Source organism: Methylobacterium sp. J-059 (assembly GCF_022829485.1).
In the GTDB taxonomy this organism is placed as follows: Bacteria; Pseudomonadota; Alphaproteobacteria; order Rhizobiales; family Beijerinckiaceae; genus Methylobacterium.
The window spans coordinates 109,845-127,626 of sequence record NZ_JAKSYA010000095.1 but is presented as its reverse complement, the minus strand read 5'-3'; the positions used below and the strand labels follow the sequence as shown (position 1 = coordinate 127,626).

At 72.0% G+C, this 17,782-nt stretch carries 20 protein-coding genes and 1 tRNA gene; 11 read left to right on the top strand and 10 right to left on the bottom strand.

What is annotated here, in order from left to right; translation table 11 throughout:
- Positions 1-190 (top strand): hypothetical protein (locus tag MKK55_RS10700; protein ID WP_243934638.1); only part of this gene is annotated, 190 nt, incomplete at its 5' end.
- Positions 191-208: 18 nt separating this feature from the next.
- Here the strand turns inward: MKK55_RS10700 and MKK55_RS10695 are convergent.
- On the bottom strand, positions 209-2,056 hold the full coding sequence (locus MKK55_RS10695; protein WP_243934642.1) for a chloride channel protein: 1,848 nt from the start codon (positions 2,054-2,056) through the stop codon (positions 209-211).
- A gap of 131 nt (positions 2,057-2,187) precedes the next feature.
- Between MKK55_RS10695 and MKK55_RS10690 the strand changes: the two genes are divergently transcribed.
- A tRNA-His gene (locus MKK55_RS10690) sits at positions 2,188-2,264 on the top strand.
- A 158-nt stretch (positions 2,265-2,422) separates the two neighbouring features.
- On the opposite strand, the gene MKK55_RS10685 is transcribed toward MKK55_RS10690, so the two are convergent.
- From MKK55_RS10685 to MKK55_RS10675, 3 genes are all read right to left on the bottom strand, one after another.
- Complete coding sequence (locus tag MKK55_RS10685) at positions 2,423-3,469, bottom strand: SIS domain-containing protein (protein ID WP_147858820.1); 1,047 nt, start codon at positions 3,467-3,469, stop codon at positions 2,423-2,425.
- A gap of 150 nt (positions 3,470-3,619) precedes the next feature.
- Positions 3,620-5,035 carry a cytochrome P450 gene (locus MKK55_RS10680; RefSeq protein WP_243934636.1) on the bottom strand — a complete coding sequence of 472 codons (1,416 nt, stop codon included), beginning with the start codon at positions 5,033-5,035 and terminating at the stop codon, positions 3,620-3,622.
- Between the two features lie 152 nt (positions 5,036-5,187).
- Positions 5,188-6,438, bottom strand: coding sequence for a NupC/NupG family nucleoside CNT transporter (locus tag MKK55_RS10675; protein WP_243934634.1), 1,251 nt, complete (start codon positions 6,436-6,438; stop codon positions 5,188-5,190).
- A 211-nt stretch (positions 6,439-6,649) separates the two neighbouring features.
- On the opposite strand from MKK55_RS10675, the gene MKK55_RS10670 reads away from it, so the two are divergent.
- The 3 genes from MKK55_RS10670 (at position 6,650) to MKK55_RS10660 (ending at position 8,298) form a co-directional block, all read left to right on the top strand.
- Positions 6,650-7,528, top strand: coding sequence for an alpha/beta hydrolase (locus MKK55_RS10670; RefSeq protein ID WP_243934632.1), 879 nt, complete (start codon positions 6,650-6,652; stop codon positions 7,526-7,528).
- Between the two features lie 120 nt (positions 7,529-7,648).
- Positions 7,649-7,777, top strand: coding sequence for a TFIIS helical bundle-like domain containing protein (locus tag MKK55_RS10665; RefSeq protein ID WP_147726177.1), 129 nt, complete (start codon positions 7,649-7,651; stop codon positions 7,775-7,777).
- A gap of 89 nt (positions 7,778-7,866) precedes the next feature.
- Positions 7,867-8,298, top strand: coding sequence for a CsbD family protein (locus MKK55_RS10660; protein ID WP_147841036.1), 432 nt, complete (start codon positions 7,867-7,869; stop codon positions 8,296-8,298).
- A gap of 76 nt (positions 8,299-8,374) precedes the next feature.
- Here MKK55_RS10660 and MKK55_RS10655 read toward each other — a convergent pair whose 3' ends face one another.
- The 4 genes from MKK55_RS10655 to pdxY form a co-directional block, all read right to left on the bottom strand.
- On the bottom strand, positions 8,375-9,160 hold the full coding sequence (locus MKK55_RS10655; RefSeq protein ID WP_243934631.1) for a 3-hydroxybutyrate dehydrogenase: 786 nt from the start codon (positions 9,158-9,160) through the stop codon (positions 8,375-8,377).
- Positions 9,161-9,245: 85 nt separating this feature from the next.
- The gene (locus MKK55_RS10650; protein ID WP_243934630.1) at positions 9,246-10,001 is read right to left on the bottom strand and encodes an NUDIX hydrolase; all 756 of its coding nucleotides are present in this window, start codon (positions 9,999-10,001) and stop codon (positions 9,246-9,248) included.
- Positions 9,994-10,878 carry a PhzF family phenazine biosynthesis protein gene (locus MKK55_RS10645; protein WP_243934629.1) on the bottom strand — a complete coding sequence of 295 codons (885 nt, stop codon included), beginning with the start codon at positions 10,876-10,878 and terminating at the stop codon, positions 9,994-9,996. Before MKK55_RS10645 ends, MKK55_RS10650 begins: the two co-directional genes overlap by 8 nt.
- 22 nt (positions 10,879-10,900) lie before the next feature.
- On the bottom strand, positions 10,901-11,749 hold the full coding sequence (gene pdxY, locus MKK55_RS10640; protein ID WP_243934628.1) for a pyridoxal kinase PdxY: 849 nt from the start codon (positions 11,747-11,749) through the stop codon (positions 10,901-10,903).
- A 93-nt stretch (positions 11,750-11,842) separates the two neighbouring features.
- Here pdxY and MKK55_RS10635 point away from each other — a divergent pair, with 93 nt between their 5' ends.
- From MKK55_RS10635 to MKK55_RS10610, 6 genes are all read left to right on the top strand, one after another.
- Positions 11,843-12,364 carry a DedA family protein gene (locus MKK55_RS10635; RefSeq protein ID WP_243934627.1) on the top strand — a complete coding sequence of 174 codons (522 nt, stop codon included), beginning with the start codon at positions 11,843-11,845 and terminating at the stop codon, positions 12,362-12,364.
- Positions 12,364-13,152 carry a cobalamin-binding protein gene (locus MKK55_RS10630; protein ID WP_243934626.1) on the top strand — a complete coding sequence of 263 codons (789 nt, stop codon included), beginning with the start codon at positions 12,364-12,366 and terminating at the stop codon, positions 13,150-13,152. Before MKK55_RS10635 ends, MKK55_RS10630 begins: the two co-directional genes overlap by 1 nt.
- A gap of 83 nt (positions 13,153-13,235) precedes the next feature.
- On the top strand, positions 13,236-13,763 hold the full coding sequence (locus MKK55_RS10625) for an MmcB family DNA repair protein (RefSeq protein WP_243934625.1): 528 nt from the start codon (positions 13,236-13,238) through the stop codon (positions 13,761-13,763).
- Positions 13,764-13,906: 143 nt separating this feature from the next.
- Entirely contained in the window at positions 13,907-15,013 is a 1,107-nt protein-coding gene (locus MKK55_RS10620; protein WP_243934624.1) for a branched-chain amino acid ABC transporter substrate-binding protein, read from the top strand.
- Positions 15,014-15,248: 235 nt separating this feature from the next.
- Complete coding sequence (gene infA, locus MKK55_RS10615) at positions 15,249-15,524, top strand: translation initiation factor IF-1 (protein WP_147025743.1); 276 nt, start codon at positions 15,249-15,251, stop codon at positions 15,522-15,524.
- A 55-nt stretch (positions 15,525-15,579) separates the two neighbouring features.
- Positions 15,580-16,482 (top strand): DMT family transporter, encoded by a 903-nt coding sequence (locus tag MKK55_RS10610; RefSeq protein WP_313898959.1) that lies wholly within the window; start codon positions 15,580-15,582, stop codon positions 16,480-16,482.
- Positions 16,483-16,519: 37 nt separating this feature from the next.
- Here the strand turns inward: MKK55_RS10610 and MKK55_RS10605 are convergent, their stop codons facing one another.
- Together MKK55_RS10605 and MKK55_RS10600 are read right to left on the bottom strand one after the other, a co-directional pair.
- Entirely contained in the window at positions 16,520-16,822 is a 303-nt protein-coding gene (locus MKK55_RS10605) for a hypothetical protein (protein ID WP_147726188.1), read from the bottom strand.
- Between the two features lie 174 nt (positions 16,823-16,996).
- Positions 16,997-17,746, bottom strand: coding sequence for a class I SAM-dependent methyltransferase (locus MKK55_RS10600; protein ID WP_243934623.1), 750 nt, complete (start codon positions 17,744-17,746; stop codon positions 16,997-16,999).
- Between the last annotated feature and the right edge of the window lie 36 nt (positions 17,747-17,782).

Genomic DNA, 17,782 nt, shown 5'->3' with positions numbered 1-17,782 from the left:
CGACGCGATGCGGCTGCGGGTGCGCACGATGACCCTGCCCGACAGCTACCAGGACCACGACAGCCCGGACAAGATGTACGCCGAGGCCGGCCTCGACGCCGCCAGCATCGTCCGGAAGGTCGAGGACATCCTCCCCGAGCGGAAGGCCCGCCCGAGCAACGTCGTCAGCGTCGGGCGCCGCCCGCGCTGAGCGCCGGTCGGCCGCCGATCAGTCCGCCTCGCCCTGCATCGCCCGGCGCTGGCGGTCGAGCTCGTCGCTGTAGCGCTTCAGCGTGTGGCTTTCCGTGAGCATGCCGATGACCTGCCGGTCGCCGATCGAGTCGACCACGGCGAGCGCCTCGCTCTCGGTGCGGTCGAAGGCCGCCGAGGCTTCCTTGGCGTTCAGCTCGGGCGTCAGGATGTCGTCGGGGTGGCGCAGCACGTCGGCGAGCGTCGCCGGCGTCTCGCTCGCGTCGCGCGCGGCGGCATGGGCCTCGGGCACCAGGACGATGCCGGCGTAGCGGCCTGCCTCGTCCACCACGATCACCCGCGAGGGCGATCCGAGCGGGTGCGCCCGCAGGAAGGTCGCCATCGGCGTGTCGAGGGGGATGGTGCGCACGTCCTTGCGCATCAGCCGACCGACCGTCAGGCTGCGGATCCAGCCGACGTCGTGGGCGCTGCGGATGCTCTCGCCGCGCAGGTGGAAGCGCCAGGTGGCGAAGGAATAGCCGAAGGTCTTCCGCACGGTGAGCGACGAGGCGATCACGGCGACGAGGACGAGGCCGGTGAGCGGCAGGCTGCCGGTCACTTCCAGCGCCAGGAACGTCATGGTGAGCGGGCCGCCGATGACGGCGACCGCGAGCGCGCTCATGCCGATCACCGCATAGGCGAGCGGCGTCAGCCCGAAGGCGGCGAGCCCCGGGATCACCGCCGGCGCGACCATCGCGAACAGCTTGCCGGCGAGCGCACCGAGGAACAGCGAGGCGAAGAACAGGCCTCCGCGGAACCCCGACCCGATCGAGATCGCCGAGGCCGTCGCCTTGCCGACGAACAGCAGAACGAGCGCCGCCGTGCCGTAGCCCTCGGCCCCGTCCGCGAAGTGGACGTGGAGAGCGCCGTGCCCGCCGGACAGCACCTGCGGGCCGATCGCGAGCGCCAGCGCGCCGACGCAGAGGCCCCCGAGCGCGGGGCCGGCCACCCGCGGGATCCGCGTCGCCGCCACGCCCTGCTCGACCAGCGTGACGCCGCGCATGATCAGGATGCCGAGGCCGGCGCAGAACAGGCCGAGGACGAGGCTCGGCAGGGTGTCGGCGCCGGTCACCGCGGCCGTCGTCACCGCCTGGACGTTGTCGAGGGCGACCAGAGGCTGGGCCGCGACCAGGCTCCGCGAGACCAGGCTGCCGCACAAGGCAGCCACCACCACCGGCGTCAGCGTCGCGATCGAATAGGTGCCGATGATCAGCTCGAAGGCGTAGAACGCGCCGGTCAGCGGCGCCCCGAAGGCGGCGGCGATCGCCGCGGCCGATCCGCAGCCGACCAGCGTGCGCAGGTCGTTGCGCCGCATCTCGAAGGCGATGCCGAGGCGCGAGGCGAGGCCGCCGCAGATCTGCGTATAGCCTGCCTCGAGCCCGACCGAGGCGCCGCTTCCGTTCGAGATGACGTTCTGCACGGCGACGTAGACGCTGTCGCGCAGCGACATCCGGCCGCCATGGAGCGCGTTGGCCTCGATCGGATCGATCACCGGCCGCCTCCGCCGCCCGCGGATCGCGTTCGCGGCGAGGATCACGAGGCCGAGCAGGATGCCGCCGAGGCAGGGGCCGACGAGCAGGGCGAGCGGCGTCACGGCGTCGGCCGCGCTGAGGCGCGTCCCGTGCGGCAGGCGGTACAGCGCCTCGCGAAGGCCCTGCGTCGCGACGTTCATCCCCGCCACCGCCGCGCCGGCGACGCATCCGGTCAGGCCGGAGAGCACCACGAGCCCGACCTCGCTGCGGCGGACGAGGACGCGGAGCCGGCCGGGCGCCTGGACCAGGGTCGCGCGGTCCCAGCGGCGGCGCGGGGTCTCGGCGGTCTGGCTCATCGCGGCGCGGGCGTGGGACGACAGGTCACGCCCGATCCTTACGGGTTCGCGCACGCCTCCGTCCACAGGCGCAGGCGTGGTGTCGAACCCGCTTGAAATGCCGCCGCCGCCACGATACACCCCGCCGCAGTGCCGCCGTAGCTCAGTTGGTTAGAGCGCTTGATTGTGGATCAAGAGGTCCCCCGTTCGAGCCGGGGCGGTGGTACCATCGAATTTCGACGGGCGATGCGAGGGGTTGGCGAAGCGCCGGCCCCTTTTTCGTTTGTGGCGGGTCGGATCGGCACCTCTGCTGCCTCCTGCTCAAGCCCAACTGCGCTTTCGCAGACGAAGCTTCGAGCCGCATCCACGAGGGTGCGGCCGCGGGGGTCACACCACGCCGGCGCGGAGCAGGTCGTGGATGTGCAGGATGCCGGCGGGGCGGCCGGCTTCGACCACGAAGATCGCCGTGATGCGCTTGCGGTTCATCACCTCCAGGGCGGCGCTCGCCAGGAGGTCGGCCTCGACCACCACCGGGGCGGCCGTCATCACCTGCTGAACGGTGGTGTCGAGGATCGCCGGGCCCATGTGGCGGCGCAGGTCGCCGTCGGTGACGATGCCGATCAGGTGCCCGTCCGCGTCGACGACGCCGACGCAACCGTAGCGGCGTCGGGTGATCTCGATCAGAACGTCGGACATCACCATCGCGTCGGGCACGAGCGGCACCTCGTCGCCGGTGTGCATGAGCTGGCGCACGGTCTTCAGGCGTGCGGCGAGGGTCCCGCCGGGATGGAGCGTCTTGAAGCGCGCCGAGGTGAAGCCGCGCTGCTCGACGAGCGCCACCGCGATGGCGTCGCCGAGCGCCAGCTGGATCAGGCTCGAGGTGGTGGGCGCGAGGTCGTGGGGGCAGGATTCGCGCACCTTCGGCAGGGCGAGCAGCACGTCCGCCGCGCGGCCGAGCGTGCTGTCGGCGTTGCAGGTGATCGCGATCAAGGGGATCGAGAAGCGGCGCGAGAAGCTGACGAGGTCGCCGAGCTCCACCGTCTCGCCCGACCACGATAGTGCGACGATCACGTCGTCGGCGGCGATCATGCCGAGGTCGCCGTGGCTCGCCTCGGTGGGGTGGACGAAGAAGGCGTGCGTGCCGGTGGAGGCCAGCGTCGCGGCGAGCTTGCGCCCGACATGGCCGCTCTTGCCGATGCCGCAGACGATGACGCGGCCCTTCACCGACAGGATGGTCTCGACCGCCCGCTCGAACGCGACGCCGAGGTCGCCGTCCAGAAGCGCGATGACCTCATCGAGCGCCGACATGCCGAGGCGGAGGCTGCGCACCGCGATGGCGCGCGGATCGCCCTCGCCTGCGGCGACCGCATGAAGGCGCGGCGACGCCGCTTTGGGGGGTTTCTGCGCGATCGGGAACGCGGTGACGTGCGACATGGGGCATCCGCATAGGATCCCGGCATCGAGAACGCGCACCGGGCAGGCTGGAACGGCATCGTGCCCGGTCGTCGGGCGACGCTACGCCTAGGTTCGGGCCGTGGTTTAAATGTGACGGCGCGATGTCGCAGCGGGCCGGCGCGGGGGCCGTCAGCGCGGCACCAGGTGGAAGTCCGGTGCGTGCTCGGGCTGGGTTGTCACGACGGCCGCCGGCAGCACCGGGCGGCCATCGGCGAGCGAGATCCTGAACCGGCCGACGATGCGGGCGAGCGCCAGCACCGCCTCGGTCAGGGCGAAATGCGCGCCGATGCAGACCCGCGGACCGACGCCGAAGGGGAGATAGGCGTAGCGCGGGATCGCCGGGGCGCCGGGCAGGAAGCGGCCCGGATCGAAGGCGTGCGGGTCGTCCCAGAGGCGGCGGTGCCGGTGCAGCACCCAGGGCGAGATCATCACGATGTCGCCGGCCGCGATCTCCACGCCGGCGACGCGGTCGGCTTCGAGCGCGCGTCGCACGATGACGAAGGCCGGCGGATAGAGCCGCATCGTCTCGTCGATCACCGCGCGGGTCAGCGGCAGGCGCCCGTCCTGGGCGCAGCCGGCCGGGGCGGCGAGGTCCGCGCCCTGCACCTCGCGCGCCACCTGCTCCTGCAGCTCGGGCGCCAGCGCCAGCATGTAGGCGGCCCAGAACAGCAGCACCGCGGTGGTCTCGTGCCCGGCCAGGATCATGGTCGCGACCTGGTCGCGGACCTCGGCGTAGCTGAAGGCCGCCCCGGTCTCGGGATTGCGGGCGGCCATCAGCAGGTCGAGCAGGTCGCGATGGGTGCGCGGGGTCCCGTCGGCGGCCCGCGCTTCGATGATCTGGCCGAGGAAGGGCGTCCAGCGCTTCCGGAACCGGGCGCGCGGAAAGTCGAGGGGCGCCCGCCAGGTCGGCGGCATCAGGATGTCGAGGAGGTGGGGCCGGCCGAGGCGCTCGGAATACTCGGCGATGAAGCCGCGCAGCGCGTCCCCATGCCGATCCATCGCCACCGAGAACATGCTGCGCCCGGCGATCTCCAGGGCCAGCCGGTGAAGGGCAGCGAACAGGGCGACGGGGCCGCGCGCGGCGGCGACGTCGAACTCGCCGAGCGCGTCGCCGATCGCGCGGTCGATCAGCGGGACGAGGCCGTCGATCGCCTTCGGGGTGAAGGCCGGTGCCAGCGAGCGTCGCTGGTGGCGCCAGGATGCGCCTTCGCTGATCAGGACGCCGTCGCCGAGGATCGGGCGCAGGATCCGCACGGAACCGGCGGTGCGGGCATAGTTCGCCTGGTTGTCGACGAGCACCCGGCGGATCGCATCCGGATCGCTCAGGGTGAAGCTCGACCGCCCGAGCAGGCTGCGGCGGGTGATCAGATCGTCGTAGGCTCGGCGCGGCCAGCCGACGAGGGCGTTGGTGCGCAACGCGCCGAGATAGGAGAGGATCGGCGGCTCGCGCTCCGGCGGAACCCGGAACGGCGGCACGATCCGCGACGTCGCGGCGCGCGCGCCATCGGAGGCCTGCGCCGCCGTAGGGTCGAGAACCGTCGTCATGTCCGTCCTCCGCCGATGGCGACGCGCCCCGGTCCACCGTCCGCGACCCGTTCGCCGGGGCCGATCCCTCGCGAGGGATCTGTCGCCGACATCGGGTCTTCGGGCGCCGTTCTACACGTTCGCAGCCGCCGGCGTGAGGCCGGCAAACCGCCTCACGCGGCGATGAACAGGCCGGCGATGGCCGCGCTCGTCAGGTTCGACAGGGTGCCCGCGAGGATGGCGCGCAGGCCGTAGCGGGCGATCTCGGACCGGCGCTCGGGCACGAGGCTGGAGAAGCTCGCGAGCTGGATCGCGATCGACGACAGGTTGGCGAAGCCGCAGAGCGCGAAGCAGACGATCGCCTGGCTGCGTGGATCGAGGGTGCCGCCCTTCAGCACCGGCGAGAGGTTGGCGTAGGCGAAGAACTCGTTGAAGGCGAGCTTCTGCCCGATCGCGCCGCCGACCAGCGTCGCGTGCTCCCACGGCACGCCGAGGAGCCAGGCGAGCGGTGCGAGCGCGAACCCGAGGATGCCCTGGATCGAGGCCGCCGGATATCCGGCGAGGCCGCCCAGGTAGCCGACGATGCCGTCGGCGAGCGCGATCAGGCCGACGAAGGCGATCAGCATCGCGCCGACCGCGACGGCGACGGCGAGCCCCTTCTGCGTGCCGTCGGCCGCGGCCTCGATCAGGTTGGCCGCGCGCGTCTCGCCGAACTCGACCCGGGTGGTGGCGATCCGCGTCGGCTCGGTCGAGGGCACCAGCAGCTTGGCGAAGAGCAGCCCGCCGGGGATCGCCATCAGCGAGGCGGCGAGCAGGTAGGTCATCGGCACGCCGAGCGCCGCGTAGCCGGCCAGGATCGAGCCCGCGGTGGAGGCGGCGCCGCTCGTCATCACCGCGAACAGCTCGGCCCCGGTCAGGAGCGCGAGGAACGGGCGCAGCGCCACCGCAATCTCGCTCTGCCCGATGGCGATGGTGATCACCGCCGAGAACGACTCGATCGGGCTGGTGCCGACCAGCCTGCGCAGGCCGGCGCCGACGATGCGGGCGGCGGCCTGCATGATCCCGAGGTGATACAGCACGCCGATCAGCGCCGAGACGTAGAGGATCTGCGGCAGCACCCGAAGCGCCAGGATGAAGCCGCTGCCGCCGAACAGCTCGAACATCCGCGGCTCAACGAGGCCGCCGAACAGGAATGCGGTGCCACGGTCGCCGTAACCGAGCACGGTCTGGACGAAGCCGGCCGCGGCAGAGAGGCCAGCCTGGCCGGACGGGACGAACAGGATCAGCACGCCGAGGCCGACCTGCAGACCGAGCGCGGCGAGCACCACGCGGGGCCGGATCGCCCGCCGGTTCGTCGAGAGCAGGACGGCGACGGCGAGCAGCAGAAGGATGCTGAGGCCGGCATGCAGGAGGCGGTCGAACATCGGATCTCGGAACTCGGCTGGCTGATCGGGACGGCCATGGAAGCTTCGGGCCAAGCTTTTCCCGGCGCGATCGACACGCGGTCGTTTCCCCGCGGGTGCTGGATCGATCCCGGATCGGAACGTGACCCCGGCTGTTCATCGCCGGCGCCCGGACCATATCGTGCCGGGCGCCGTCCCGTGGCCCAATCGAAGATCCGGAGCAGACGACATCATGGCGAGCCTGCGTGCGCATCTCGCGTCCTACATGGTCAGGCGCAACGTCCGGAACCGCCTCGGCGCGATGGACGACGTGGGCAAGATCCGGGCGGTCTTCGGCGGCCGGACGTTCCCGGATCCGTCCGGCGCGACCTACGAGGCCGGCGCCGTCGGCGGGATACCCGGCGAATGGGTCAGGCCGGTCCGCCCCGAGGGACCGGAGCGGCGGCTGCTCTACCTGCACGGCGGCGGCTTCGTCGCCTGCTCGCCGAAATCGCATCGCCCGGTGACGGGCGCGCTGGCCGAGCGCGGCTTCACGATCTTCGCCGCCGATTACCGGCTCGCACCGGAGCACCCGTTTCCGGCCGGCGTCGAGGATGCGTGCGCGGCCTGGAACGCCCTCGCCTCGCTCGGGCCAGCGGCGATCGCCGGCGATTCCGCCGGCGGCAACCTGGCGCTCGTCGCGATGCTGGCGGCCCGCGACCGCGGGCTGCCTCTTCCGACGGCCGCCGCCCTGTTCTCGCCGGTCACCGACTTCCTCGCCGAGGACGGCTCGCGCGTCAGCAATGCCCGGCGCGACGCGATGTTCGACCCGCGGGCGCTGATCAACCTCGGGCCGATGTATCTCGGCGGGGCCGATCCCGCCGACCCGCGGATCTCGCCGCTCTTCGCGGATCTCGCCGGCCTGCCGCCGCTGCTGTTCCACGTCGGCGAGCGGGAGGTGCTGCGCGACGATTCGGTGCGGATGGCCGAGAAGGCGCGGGCGGCCGGCGTCACCGTGTCCCTGACGGTGTTCCCGGTGGTCGCCCATGTCTGGCAGTTCGCGCACAGCATGTTGCCGGAGGCGCGCCGCTCCCTCGATGCGGCGGCGGAGTTCCTGCGGAGCCACCAGTAGCCCCAGCAAGACGCCGGCCCGCGCCGCGACCGCCTCCGTTGCGACGGAACGGGCTGCGGCGATCGGCCGTTGAGAGGTCAAGCTGCGCCGCCCGACGGCGCCCATCGCGCGGAGAGAACCATGAGCCTGATCGGACGCATCGTCACGAAGCTTCTCGGGAACGAGGATCGCCAGGTCGTTCGCGACGACCGCAACGCGAGCTCCGCCTCGCCGATCGGGCGCCTCGTGACCAAGATCCTCGGCAAGTAGCCGGCACCCCGCTCGGGCGGGCACGGATCGACGGGCGGCGTGGGTCACGCCGCCACCAAACGCGCAGAACTGACGGGTAGGAGATGACCATGGTCGATACGGATCGCATCGTCGGCGGTGCCAAGGAGCTTGGCGGGAAGATTCAGGGTGCGGCCGGCGACTTCGTCGGGTCCAACCGCGACTCGGCGGAAGGCCGCCTTCGCGAGGCCGGCGGCAAGACGCAGGAGGCCTACGGCCAGGCCAAGGACACCGTGCGCAACGTCGCCGACGAGGCCGGCGACCGCGCCCAGGAGGCCTACGGGCAGGCCAAGGACGCCTACGGGCAGGCACGCAGCAAGCTGCGCGACGTCGCCGACAACGTCACGGACTACGCCTCGGACGCCTACGACCGCCGCGGCGACTACCTGCGCGACGGCCGCCAGGCGGTCAGCTCGCGGGTCGAGGAGAATCCGCTGATCGCGCTGGTGCTCGCCGGCGCCGTCGGTTACGGCCTCGCCCTGCTGCTGCACGGGCGCCGCTAAACGCAGCCCGCGTTGCAAAATCCTGCGCCATCGAAGCACCCCGCCGGTTGACCGGCGGGGTGCTTTCGCGTGCGGGCTACTGCGCCGTCCAGCCGCCATCCATGGCGATGTTGGTGCCGGTGATCTGGCTGGCGGCGTCCGAGCACAGGAACAGGGCGAGCGCGGCGACCTGGTCGACGGTGACGAACTCCTTCGTCGGTTGCGCCTTCAGCAGCACCTCGTCGATCACCTGCTCCTTGGTCAGCCCACGCGCCTTCATCGTATCGGGGATCTGCGCCTCGACGAGCGGCGTCCAGACGTAGCCGGGCGAGATGCAGTTCACCGTGATCTTGTGCGTGGCAAGCTCCAGCCCCGCGGTCTTGGTCAGGCCGGCGATGCCGTGCTTGGCCGCGACGTAGGCCGACTTGTACGGCGAGGCGACCAGCGAGTGGGCCGAGGCGGTGTTGATGATCCGCCCCCAGCCGCGCGCCTTCATTCCCGGGATCGCCGCCTGCATCGCGTAGAAGGCCGAGGACAGGTTGATCGCGATGATCTGCTCCCACTTCGCGCCCGGGAACTCCTCGATCGCCGACACGAACTGGATGCCGGCGTTGTTGACGAGCACGTCGACGGAGCCAAAGCGGGCTTCCGCCTCGCGCACCATCTTGCCGATCTCGGCCGGCTTCGTCATGTCGGCGGCCGAATGATGCGCCCGCACGCCGAATTCGGATTCGATTCCGGCGCGCGCCGTCTCGATCGCGTCGGCCTCCCCGAAGCCGTTCAGCACCACGTTCGCCCCGTCCCGCGCCAGGGCTCGCGCGATGCACAGCCCGATCCCGCTGGTCGAGCCGGTGACGATCGCGGTCTTGGATTTCAGGGTCATGCGGAACTCCGGGATGGCGACGAAACGGCGAAGAAAGCCTGCCCGATGCACCGCCGGTTGTCGACGCATCCGGGTCACGGACGGATCAGGGCGTCACGTCGGCGGCGCCGGTCTCGGCCTCGAAGGCGGTGGCGAGGTAGGCGCGCACGAAGCCGGGCATCGCCGCCTCGATGTCGGCGGCCTCGCGCACCGCCACGATTCCGGCGAGCTCGGGCTCGTCCTCGCCCAGCGCGTGGATCTCCATGCGTTCGATCAGGGCGGCGGCGTCCTCGGCGAAGCGGACGGGCCGCAGGAAGGCGAGCTGGCCCTCGCCGCGCAGGCAGATCCAGTCCTCGGTCGCCCTGTCGGGCACCCGGAGGCCGGTCTCCTCCAGAAGCTCGCGCGCGGCGCTCCCCGAGAAGTCGACCGCCTCGCCGCGCACGTCGTCGAGGTCCGGCGTGCCGCAGGGAAAGTAGATCTGCCCGGCATTGGCCGTATGCACGCCCATCCGCCCGAGCAGGACCGCGCCGTCGGCGCTCCACGGCACGATCGCCGCGAAGGCGTTGGCGACGTGTCCGTCCGGCGATCCGCCGTCGCGATAGGCCAGGAAGCGCGAATACGGCGTCTCGAACAGGTCCAGGCGGCAGCTGTCGCCGTCGATCGCGCAGCCGCAGGCCACCAGCACCAGCCCGTCGAACAGGGCGGGCTGCGCCGCCCGCCGCCGCATCCAGTTCTGCTCGATGCGCTCGGCGTTGTCGCGCGCCCAGGCCCAATCGTAGGTCACCAGCCGGGCTTCGAGGCGCGCGAGGCGGACGACCTCGAAACCGTAGGGCCGTGAGTCCGGCGTCGCCGCATCAGACATGGAGCACGCCTTCCGACACGATCACCGCCGCCCCGCCGATCTCGACCGAGCGCAGGCCGCCGGCCTGGACCACGACCTGTAGCGCGATCGCGCTCGGGCGGCCCATCGCGACCCCTTGCGTGATCGCGACGTCGTGCGTGCCGTCGCCGAGCGGCTCGAACTGCATCAGCACGCCGGCGAAGGCGGCGGCCGCGGAGCCCGTCGCCGGGTCCTCGGCCACGCCGAGGGCGGGGGCGAACATCCGGGCCTGGAAGGCGAGACCGGTCTCCGCCGTGTCCGGCGCGTAGAGCAGGAAGCCGTCCGAGGTGCCCGCCAGCGTGCCCGGTCGCGCCGCGTCGAGACGGTCCGGCGAGGCGACCGGAACGAAGGTGAAGCTCGGGCCGACGCCGTGCCGGCTCGGCCGGTGCCGCCCGAAGCCGATATCCTCCTGCGCCAGCCCGAACGCGGCCGCGAGAGCGGCGGCGTCGGCAGCCTCGCCGAGGTAGTCCGGCAGGATCGGGAGCCTCAAGCGGGCCCGGCCCCCTCCGTCGCCGGTCTCGACCACGCAGGGGATCGTGCCGACCGCCTCCTCGAGGCCGAACGCGACGGCGTCGGCCCCCTCGGGCCGCGCCTCGCGCAGGGCCAGCAGGATTGCGGTGCCGATGGTCGGATGCCCGGCGAAGGGCAGCTCGCGAGTCGGCGTGAAGATCCGGAGCCTCGCCCGGTGCCGCGGCTCGTCCGGCGGCATCACGAACACCGTCTCCGACAGGTTGAACTCCCGGGCGATCGCCTGCATCGCCCCGTCGTCGAGCCCGTCGGCCTCAAGCACCACGGCGAGCGGGTTGCCGGCCAGGGCCTGCGTCGTGAACACATCCAGGGTGACGAAGCGGCGCGGCATCCAGAGGTTCCTTCTCTCGCTCTCAGACCGTCTCCACCGGAAACGTCTCGGTCGGCGCCACGAACTCGTCCTGCGCCGCCACGGTGAGGATCTCGCGCGAGCCTTCCGCCAGCGTGCGCCGCAGGACGCCGTAGACCGAGGCCGCCGCCATGCCGAGCGCCAGCGCCGCCGAGCCAGTGCGGGCGTAGTGGACGAGGAACAGCGCGGCGATGCAATCGCCTGCTCCGTTCACCGACAGGTCGAGGCGGGGCGTGCGCACCCGCCAGAACGTGCCGCCCTCCCCGGCCAGCAGGTCGATGGCGTCGGCCGGCGTCGCGTCGGTGACGAGCGAGGTGACGAGCACCACCCGCGGTCCGCGTTCCTGCAGGGCGGCGACCGCGCGCTTGGCCTCCGCCAACGTGCCGGTCGGCAGGCCGGTGAGCAGGTCGAGCTCGAACTGGTTCGGCGTCACGATGTCGGCGGCGGGCACCGCGCGCTCGGCCATGAACTCGGCGATGCCGGGGCGGACGTAGACGCCGCGGCCGGTGTCGCCGATCACCGGGTCGCAGGCGTAGAGCGCCCGGGCGTTCTCGGCCCGCACCGCATCGACCGCGCCGAGGATCGCGGTGCCGATGTCGGCCGAGCCCATGTACCCGGACAGGACGCCGTCGCAGGTGCCGAGCACCCCGCGCTCGCGGATGCCGGCCACCAGATCCTCGACCGCCGGCCCGTCGAAGACGCGTCCGCGCCAGGCCCCGTAGCCGGTGTGGTTGGAGAACTGCACCGTGTGGATCGGCCAGACCTCGACCCCGAGCCGCTGCATTGGAAACACCGCGGAGGCGTTGCCGACATGGCCGTAGGCGACGTGGGACTGGATCGACAGGATGTTCATCGCGATCTCCCCGGCACGCGTGGCCTCCGCGGCGTGTTACCGGCTTTCGGCATCCCGCGCACCCGGCACCCCCCATCCTCGACAAGGCGGACCATGGATTTCGAATCGCTGCGCGTCTCCGCCCTCGCCTTCGTCGAGGCGCACCGGGCGTGGACGCCGCTGATCGTCGGCGCGTTGGCCTTCTGCGAATCCATCGCCTTCCTGTCGCTGCTGGTGCCGGCCACCGTGATCCTGATCGGCATCGGCGCGATGATCGGGGCGACCGACATCGCGTTCTGGCCGGTGGTGGCCGCGGCGGCCGTCGGCGCGGCCCTCGGCGATTGGCTCTCCTACGAGTTCGGCCGGTCCTACGGCGAGGGCGCCAAGCGCCTGTGGCCGATGCGGCGCTACCCCGAGATGGTCGCCAAGGGCGAGGTCTTCCTGAAGCGCTGGGGCGCGGCGGCGGTGGCGCTCGGGCGGTTCTTCGGGCCCGCCCGCGCGGTGGTGCCGCTGATCGCCGGCATGTTCGGGGTCGCCCGGCTGCCGTTCCAGGTGGCCAACGTCCTCTCGGCCCTCGTCTGGGCCTTCGTGCTCCTGGCACCGGGTGCCGGGCTGCTGGCGTGGTTCCAGGGCTGATGCGACGGTTTCCGCCCGAGCGCATCGTCTGCCTCACCGAGGAGACCGTCGAGACGCTGTACCTGCTCGGCCAGGAGCGCCGCATCGTCGGGGTGTCGGGCTATGCCGTGCGTCCGCCGCGGGTCCGGCGCGAGAAGCCGCGCGTGTCGGCCTTCACCAGCGCGGACCTGCCGAAGATCCTCGCGCTCGAGCCCGATCTCGTCCTCGCCTTCTCCGATCTCCAGGCGAACATCGCTGCCGACCTCGCTCGGGCCGGGATCGCCGTGCACCTGTTCAACCAGCGCGACGTCGCCGGCTGCCTCGCGATGATCCGCACGCTCGGCGCCCTCGTCGGCGTGCCGGACCGGGCCGACGCCCTGGCGCAGGGTTATGCCGACGCGTTGGCACGGGCGGCCGCCGAGGTCGCGGGCCGTCGGCGGCCCCGCGTCTATTTCGAGGAATGGGACGAGCCGATGATCTCCGGCATCGGCTGGGTCTCGGAGCTGATCGGCCTCGCCGGCGGCGACGACGTGTTTCCCGACCGCGCCCGGATGGCCGCCGCCGTCGACCGGATCGTCGCGCCCGAGGCCGTGATCGCGGCGGCGCCCGACGTCGTCCTGGCCTCGTGGTGCGGGAAGAAGGTCAATGTCGCGCGCATCGCATCCCGCCCGGGATGGGCGGCGATCCCGGCGGTGCGGGACGGCCGCATCCACGAGATCAAGTCGCCGCTGATCCTGCAGCCCGGCCCAGCCGCGCTCACGGACGGGTTCGCCGCGATCCGCGCGGCGCTGGCAGGATCGCTCGCGTGATCTCCGGCCGCAGGTGACAAGCGCTGTCCGGGCTTGGCAAGATGCGCCGTCCCGATTCGGCACAAGCCGCCACACGAGAGACGATGTCGTCAGCCCTCGCCCATGCTCTTCCGGCCGATGCCCGCACGGTCGACGCCGCGCCGGACCTGATCCTGCCGCCCGACCGGCGCCAGTCGCCGACGGCGCTGAGGATCCAGCGCGGGGTGCGCCGCCTGTTCTCCGAGATGGGCTGCGCCACCCTGCCCGAGTTCTCGCTGGTCAACGGGCGGCGCGCCGACGTGATCGCCCTGTGCGGCGCCGGGCGCCTGACCATCGTCGAGATCAAGTCGAGCGTGGCGGACTTCCGCGCCGACCGGAAATGGCCCGACTACCGCGACTTCTGCGACCGCTTCTTCTTCGCGATCCCGGACACGGTGCCGGAATCGCTGATCCCGGACGAATGCGGCCTGATCGTCGCCGACGCCTTCGGCGGGCTGGTGATCCGCGAGGCGCCCGAGCACCCGCTCTCCGGCCCGCGCCGCAAGGCCGTGACGCTGCGCTTCGCCCACAGCGCCGCCCGGGTCCTGCACAGCCTCGCCGATCCGGGCGCGATCCGCGACGGCGCGCTCTGAAAGCCTGGTCGTCATGCCCGGAAACACGGCGTGCTGATCGACCGTCGGACCGGCGCCGCTTCGCTTTCGCCGGCGCGGCGCGGCGGCTAAGCTGTCCCGAGGTCATCGCGGCCGCCGCTCCGGCCGCTGCGGTATGGGTTTCGATGCGCGCGCTGATCGGGATCGTCACGGCACTTCTGCTCGCTGCGCCGGCCGCGGCCCAGACGGTCTCCAAGATCGGGCTGTCGGCTCCGCTCACCGGGCCGGACGCCGCCTTCGGCCAGGGCATGCGGCTCGGCGCCGAGCAGGCCGTCGCCGACCTCAACCGCGCGGCTGGCGCGTCCGGCCGCAAGCTCGCGCTGGTGGTCGCGGACGATGCCGGCGACGCGAAGCAGGGCGTCGCGGTCGCCAGGCGCTTCGCCGCGGACGGCATCCGCCTCGTGGTCGGGCCGCTCGAATCCTCGGTCGCGGCCGCCACCGCCGCGATCTACGACGATGCCGGCATCGTTGTGGTCACGCCGGGGGCGTCATGGGCCGCGCTGACGCGCCGGGGCTACGCGACCCTGTTCCGCATCGTCGCCGGCGACGCGCAGCAGGGCGAGGTTGCCGGCCGCTACCTGCTCGCGCACGAAACGGGGCGCCGCGTCGCCATCGTCCACGACCGAACCACCTTCGGCCGCGGCCTCGCGGACGCGGTTTCCGCGACGCTCAAGGCCGCCGGCAGGCCCGAGGTCGCGTTCGAGAGCCTGCCGCGCGGCAGCCGGGACGCTGCGGACCTCGCCGCGACGCTGAAGGCCGCCCGCGTCGACACGGTCTACTTCGGCGGGCTGGCGCCGGAGGCGGCGACGCTCGCGCACGCGATGCGCGACGCCGGATCGACCGCCCGGCTGGTGGCGAGCGACGGCATCCTCGACCGGGACTTCGCGACGCTCGCGTCGGCCGCCGGCGAGGGGACGGTGATGACCGTCCCGGCCGAGCCGGCGCGGCTTCCCGAGGTCAAGGGCCGCCCGCCCCGCACCGCGGAAGCCGATGCGCTCGCCGGGCCGACCTATGCGGCGGTCGAGGTGCTGGCGCAGGCGGTCGACCGGGCGAAGTCTCGGGACGGGCGCACGGTCGCCGCAGCACTCCGGGGGGCGCCCTTCCGCACGATCCAGGGCGAAATCGCCTTCGATGCGCAGGGCGACCCCAGCTCGGGTGCCGTAGCCCTCAAGGTTTGGAAGCGTACGCCGGACGGCCGGCTCGATTGCGCGGGCAACGAGACGGCGCCGTAGGATCAATCGTTTCGCACAGGAATCGTCCGGGAACGGCGCTTTTTGTGTCGACGTCGCCGTGGTCGCGAGGCGGCGAAGCTTGCTTGCGTGGCAGGAGGCCCCTACATCGTGCCCGACGCTCGATGGCTTGGCGCCTCCGGATACGGACCCGCCGCCGCCGCGTTCATCGAATTGCCGTGACGAAAGATCGTGCGCCGGAACGCCTGCTTCCAGACGGTCCGACTGGAGAGGGTGAATGGCGAAAGAAGAATTGATGCAGTTCGACGGTCTCGTTCTCGAGATCCTGCCGGATGCGCGCTACCGGGTGCAGCTCGACCAGGGCCACGAGATCGTCGCCTACACCGCCGGCAAGATGAAGAAGAACCGCATCAAGACGCTGGCCGGCGACCGCGTCACCGTCGAGATGTCGCCCTACGATCTCGAGAAGGGCCGCCTCGTGTTCCGTCACAAGGACGAGCGCTCGGCCGGCCCGCGTCCGCCGGTGCGCGGCGGCCAGTTCCGCCGCCGCTGAGCGGCCGGCGATTCCCACGCCTCCCCGGACCGTCGCGGCCTATCCCCTCCTGACGTTGACCGCCCTGCTCTGGGCGGGCAACGCGGTGGCGGGGAAGTGGGCGCCGGGCCACGTCTCGCCGCAGGCGATCACGTCGCTGCGCTGGGCCGTGGTCTGCGTTGTGCTGTGGCTGTTCGCCCGGCGCCGCATCGTGGCCGATTGGCCGGGCATGCGCGGCCATTGGCGGCTCGTCCTGCTGATGGGCGGCCTCGGCTACACGGCGTTCAACAGTTTGTTCTACGCCGCCGGGGCCTACACCAGCGCGATCAACCTCGCCCTGTTCCAGGGCTCGATCCCCGTTCTGGTGATTCTGCTGAACTACGGTCTCTATCGGACCCGGGTCACGTCCGGCCAAGCGATCGGCGTGCTCGTGACCCTCCTCGGCGCGGCGGTGGCCGCGACGCACGGCGACTGGCACGTGCTCGCCACCCTCGGCTTCAACCGCGGCGACGTGCTGATCTTCATCGCCTGCCTGTTCTATGCCGGCTACACCATCGCCCTGCCGCACCGCCCGGCCATTTCCGGGCTGAGCTTCTTCGCGGCGATGGCGCTGATGGCCTTCGTCACCTCCCTGCCGCTTCTGGCGATCGAGGCGGCGTCCGGCCGGGTGATCTGGCCGGGGATCGAGGGCTGGGCGATCGTGGTGTTCGTCGCGCTCGGGCCGTCGCTGGCTGCGCAGCTGTTCTTCATGCGCGGTGTCGAGCTGATCGGGCCGAACCGGGCCGGCCTGTTCGTCAATCTCGTGCCGATCTTCGGCGCCGGGCTCGCCGTGCTCGTGGTCGGCGAGCCCTTCGGTACCAATGAGGCCGTCGCGCTGGCCCTGGTGCTCGGCGGCATCTTCTGCGCGGAACGGCTCGGGCGCGGCCCAGGCCCGGCCATCGTCGAGCCCGCCGCGCCGCGGGACCGGCCGAGACCTTGAGCGCGGCCGGTGCTGCCACCGGCCGCGGATCGATCGCTTATTCGCAGACGCGGACGCGGCGGATGAACACGTCGCCGTAGGCGTCGATCGTCCGGCGGCGCTCGAAGTGGCAGACCGGGCCGTAATCTTCCTCGACGTAGACCGGGCGCGGGGCGCGGTAGACCGGCTGGCCAGGATAGTAGCCGTTCTGCGAGGAGGCGATCGCGCCGCCGACGGCGAGGCCGCCGAGCACGCCGAGCGCGGCTGCGCCGCCGGCGCCGATGCCGTCACGGGCTTCAGCCGCGGGTGCTGCGGCGACGAGGCTCCCGGCGAGGAGAGCAACGGAAAGAATTCGGATCATGGTTCGTCCCCTCGGGATCTGTCGTGGTCGCAATGTCCGGCCGGTTCGTAAACGAAATGCGAACGCCGCAGGCTTCGAAGCCCATCGCACGATCACGTTCGTGTTGGGCCGCGGATCGCAACACAGATCAGCGTGCTTTGAGGCAAATCTTCGACGTCCGATCGACGCTGCCGCTCACAGCCGCGCGAGTCGCAGCGCCAGCGGCCAGCGTACGGCGCGGCGGTGCTCGGCCGGCCCCCACGACGCGGCGAGCGCGTCCTGGAACGCGTCGACCGGCGCCCGGCCGACCGCCGTCTCGAGCCCCCGCAGCGCCGACCATGTCTCGACGTAGCCCATAAGGTCGGGAAGACGCCACGCGACGGTGATCGCCAAGTCCGGCGCGACGAACTCCGCGAATGGGAACGGCAGCGAGCGGTATCCCTCTTCGACGTGCCTGCGCTCCGGCGGCCAGTACGGTCCGGCGACGTTGCGGTAGAAATGCTGCACCACCGCGTCGGGTGCGCCCTCGACGTGGAGGATGCCGTAGCTGACGAGCGCCAGCACGGCGCCCGGGCGGGCGACACGGCGGACCTCCGCGTAGAAGGCGTCGAGGTCGAGCCAATGGGCGGCCTGCGCCACGGTGATCAGATCGACGCTCGCCGCCGGCAGGCCGCTCCTCTCGGCCGCCCCGATCCGGTACGCGACGCGGGGATGCGGCGTCGCGTTCGCGATCTGCGCGGCGCTTGCATCGGTGGCGACGACGGCGTCGAAATGCTCGGCGAGCGGCGTCGAGAGTTGGCCGGTGCCGCAGGCGCAATCGAGCGCGCGGTCTCGACCGGGCGCGCATTCGGCGAGGAACGCGGCGAGCGCCGGCGGATAGGTCGGCCTGTGCGCGGCGTAGCCGGCCGCATGGGACGAGAAATGATCCTTGAAGGCCGGGTCCATCGTCGTCGCCCTGTCGATTGCGTGCCGCGGGGCGAG

What these genes read in the sequence shown, in the direction of transcription:
- MKK55_RS10695 (WP_243934642.1), bottom strand. Translation starts at nt 2,056, where the DNA reads ATGAGCCAGACCGCCGAGACCCCGCGCCGCCGCTGGGACCGCGCGACC.
- MKK55_RS10685 (WP_147858820.1), bottom strand. Translation starts at nt 3,469, where the DNA reads ATGTCGCACGTCACCGCGTTCCCGATCGCGCAGAAACCCCCCAAAGCG.
- MKK55_RS10680 (WP_243934636.1), bottom strand. Translation starts at nt 5,035, where the DNA reads ATGACGACGGTTCTCGACCCTACGGCGGCGCAGGCCTCCGATGGCGCG.
- MKK55_RS10675 (WP_243934634.1), bottom strand. Translation starts at nt 6,438, where the DNA reads ATGTTCGACCGCCTCCTGCATGCCGGCCTCAGCATCCTTCTGCTGCTC.
- MKK55_RS10670 (WP_243934632.1), top strand. Translation starts at nt 6,650, where the DNA reads ATGGCGAGCCTGCGTGCGCATCTCGCGTCCTACATGGTCAGGCGCAAC.
- MKK55_RS10665 (WP_147726177.1), top strand. Translation starts at nt 7,649, where the DNA reads ATGAGCCTGATCGGACGCATCGTCACGAAGCTTCTCGGGAACGAGGAT.
- MKK55_RS10660 (WP_147841036.1), top strand. Translation starts at nt 7,867, where the DNA reads ATGGTCGATACGGATCGCATCGTCGGCGGTGCCAAGGAGCTTGGCGGG.
- MKK55_RS10655 (WP_243934631.1), bottom strand. Translation starts at nt 9,160, where the DNA reads ATGACCCTGAAATCCAAGACCGCGATCGTCACCGGCTCGACCAGCGGG.
- MKK55_RS10650 (WP_243934630.1), bottom strand. Translation starts at nt 10,001, where the DNA reads ATGTCTGATGCGGCGACGCCGGACTCACGGCCCTACGGTTTCGAGGTC.
- MKK55_RS10645 (WP_243934629.1), bottom strand. Translation starts at nt 10,878, where the DNA reads ATGCCGCGCCGCTTCGTCACCCTGGATGTGTTCACGACGCAGGCCCTG.
- pdxY (WP_243934628.1), bottom strand. Translation starts at nt 11,749, where the DNA reads ATGAACATCCTGTCGATCCAGTCCCACGTCGCCTACGGCCATGTCGGC.
- MKK55_RS10635 (WP_243934627.1), top strand. Translation starts at nt 11,843, where the DNA reads ATGGATTTCGAATCGCTGCGCGTCTCCGCCCTCGCCTTCGTCGAGGCG.
- MKK55_RS10630 (WP_243934626.1), top strand. Translation starts at nt 12,364, where the DNA reads ATGCGACGGTTTCCGCCCGAGCGCATCGTCTGCCTCACCGAGGAGACC.
- MKK55_RS10625 (WP_243934625.1), top strand. Translation starts at nt 13,236, where the DNA reads ATGTCGTCAGCCCTCGCCCATGCTCTTCCGGCCGATGCCCGCACGGTC.
- MKK55_RS10620 (WP_243934624.1), top strand. Translation starts at nt 13,907, where the DNA reads ATGCGCGCGCTGATCGGGATCGTCACGGCACTTCTGCTCGCTGCGCCG.
- infA (WP_147025743.1), top strand. Translation starts at nt 15,249, where the DNA reads ATGGCGAAAGAAGAATTGATGCAGTTCGACGGTCTCGTTCTCGAGATC.
- MKK55_RS10605 (WP_147726188.1), bottom strand. Translation starts at nt 16,822, where the DNA reads ATGATCCGAATTCTTTCCGTTGCTCTCCTCGCCGGGAGCCTCGTCGCC.
- MKK55_RS10600 (WP_243934623.1), bottom strand. Translation starts at nt 17,746, where the DNA reads ATGGACCCGGCCTTCAAGGATCATTTCTCGTCCCATGCGGCCGGCTAC.